This window comes from uncultured Ruegeria sp., from assembly GCF_947489545.1.
In the GTDB taxonomy this organism is placed as follows: Bacteria; Pseudomonadota; Alphaproteobacteria; order Rhodobacterales; family Rhodobacteraceae; genus Ruegeria.
Genome location: NZ_CANLDZ010000061.1, coordinates 1 through 2,924 on the forward strand (window position 1 = coordinate 1; position 2,924 = coordinate 2,924).

1 protein-coding gene is annotated in these 2,924 nt (G+C 54.2%); it reads left to right on the forward strand.

What is annotated here, in order from left to right; translation table 11 throughout:
• Positions 1-386: 386 nt before the first annotated feature.
• Positions 387-2,924 (forward strand): tandem-95 repeat protein (locus tag Q1B13_RS26690; protein ID WP_299085915.1); only part of this gene is annotated, 2,538 nt, incomplete at its 3' end.

A 2,924-nucleotide genomic window follows, 5' to 3' on the forward strand; every position in this document is an offset into this window, starting at 1 on the left:
GCAAGTTGCATACCGCGAGAAGTGGACATTCAACACCAGGTGGCAAGTGGCGGCTGAGCGGGACCTCATGAGCTTTCGCAACGACTGATCGGCTGTATGGTTTGCCTGTGTTGACAAGATGCGAGCCTGACGGCGGATGTTACGATAGCCGATGTCTATTCAAAAATAGAATCCCGGTATTTTCCAATTTGGTGATCTGGTTCCAGTGTTGGATGCGAGACGAATTGGCTGGACGTATTTGCGGGCAATCAGACAGCAAAAATCACAACAGCAAAACGCGGGAACGCTGGCCAGGAACGTAGAGCCAGGTCCCCGCGCACCATCGGCGCGTTCAGCATGCAAACGAGATCACCGCAATTGCTCACCAGATTGAATTGGAGAATTTAATGGCCGTCACGAACAATGCACCCGTTCTGGCAATTGCATTGCCTCATCAGTCTTCAGCAGAAGATCAATCCGTGAGCTTTGTATTGCCAGCGAATGCGTTCACGGATGTGGATGGCGATGCGCTGACCTTGAGCGCAACGCTGACGGATGGGACGGCCCTGCCGGGCTGGTTGGAGTTTGATGCGGTTGCAGGGAGCTTCTCGGGCACACCGCCCCAGAACTTCCATGGCATAGTCAATGTAATGGTGACGGCCAGCGACGGGTCTCTGTCAGCAAGCGATGCCTTTGCGCTTGATATTACATCTGTCAACGATGCACCTGTCACGATGAATGATATTGTCGGCACGGGTGAATTCCGCGTCAATGAATTCACCAACAGTTCGCAAGCCTACCCGAGCGTTACAGCCCTCGCCAATGGCAATTTCGTTGTTACCTGGCAGTCTGATGATGGACAGCAGGGCGATACGTCCGGTTCTGCCATCAAGGCCCGTATTCTCAATGAGAATGGCGATGAGATTGTCAGTGAATTCCTCGTCAATGAGTTTACCAATGGCGTGCAAAGCTGGCCAAGCGTTACAGCGCTCACCAATGGCCATTTCGTTGTCACCTGGCAGTCTGATGACGGGCAGCAGGGCGATATGTCCAGTTCTGCCATCAAGGCCAGTATTTTTGATGAGAACGGCGTTGAAATCGTCAGCGAGTTTGTCGTCAACGAGTTCACCGATGGCCCTCAAAGGCTTCCGAGTGTAACGGCGCTCGCTGATGGCCATTTCGCTGTTACCTGGGAGTCTCTTGATCAGCAGCAGGGGGATACGTCTGATTTTGCCATCAAGGCCAGTATCTTTGATGCGACTGGCGCTGAGATCGTCAGTGAACTCCTGGTCAATGAATTTACCAATAACGCTCAACACGACCCGAGTATTACGGCCCTCACCAATGGCCATTTTGTCGTCACCTGGCAGTCCTGGGACCAGCAGCAGGGCGATACGTCCAGTACTGCCATCAAGGCGCGTATTCTGGACGCGGATGGAAATGAGATCGTCAGTGAATTCCGCGTCAATGAATTTACCAATAGCGCTCAACACGACCCGAGCGTGACAGCCCTTGCCGATGGCCATTTTGTCGTCACCTGGACATCTGAAGACGGGCAGCAAGGTGATGCCTCCGGTGGCGCCATCAAGGCAAGTATTTTTGATGAGAGTGGCGTTGAGATCGCCGGTGAATTCCTGGTCAATGAATACACTGCTCATGATCAAAATTATCCAAATGTTACCACCCTCGCCAATGGCCATTTTGTCGTCACCTGGGCGTCTAAAGGTTCGCAGCAAGGGGATGATGATTATGCCATCAAGGCCCGTATCTTTGATGCGACTGGCGCTGAGATTGTCAGTGAGTTCCTGGTCAATGAAGTCACCTATGGCCCTCAATGGGACCCGAGCGTGACAGCCCTTTCCAATGGCGGTTTTGTCGTCACCTGGGAGTCTGGTGACGGGCAGCAAGGGGATGCTTCTTCTGCCATCAAGGCCCGTATTTTTGACGCGAACGGTGTTGCTCAAAACCCCGATCCGATCACCGAAGATGCTGTCACCCTGATTGAGACCGCCACGCTTCTTGGCAATGACAGCGATATCGATGGGGATGCACTCACAATTGAAGCTGTTTCTGCCATGAGTGCGCATGGCGCGACCCTGACGCTGAACACCGACGGGACGATCAGCTACGATCCAACCGGCGCAGCTGATGTTCAGGCCCTGACAGAGGGCCAGACCCTGACGGATACCTTCACCTATACGGTTGAGGACGGCAATGGTGGTGAGAGCACCACAAGTGTTTCAGTCATTGTGCACGGCACCAATGATGCACCTGTTCTGGCGATTGTATTGCCTGATCAGGCTTCCTCGGAAGATGAGGTCGTGAGTTTTGCACTGCCGGCGAATGCATTCACGGATGTGGATGGGGATGCGCTGAGCTTGAGCGCGACACTTACGGATGGCTCGCCGCTGCCGAACTGGCTGGTGTTTGATGCGGCTTCGGGGAGCTTCTCGGGCACTCCGCCGCAGGACTTCCATGGCACATTGAGTGTCACGGTGACGGCCAGCGATGGGTCCCTTTCAGAAAGCGGTACCTTTGCGCTCGAGATTACCTCTGTCAACGACGCCCCTGTCGCGGTTGATGATCTGGCTCAAAGTTCCACTCCGGTCACCGAAGATGTTGTCACCTCGATTGATATCGCCACGCTTCTCGCCAATGACAGCGATGTCGACGGGGATGTGCTCACGGTGACAGCGGTTTCGGCCAAGAGTGCGCATGGTGCTGCCCTGGTGCTGAACACCGACGGCACGATCAGCTACAATCCCACCGGCGCAGCTGATGTTCAGGCTCTGACAGTTGGCCAGACACTTATCGACACATTTACCTATGTGACCAATGACGGCAATGGCGGTGAGAGCGTCGCAACCGTTTCACTCGTTGTGCACGGAACCAATGATGCACCTGTTCTGGCGATTGTATTGCCTCCTCAATCTTCCGCGGAAGAT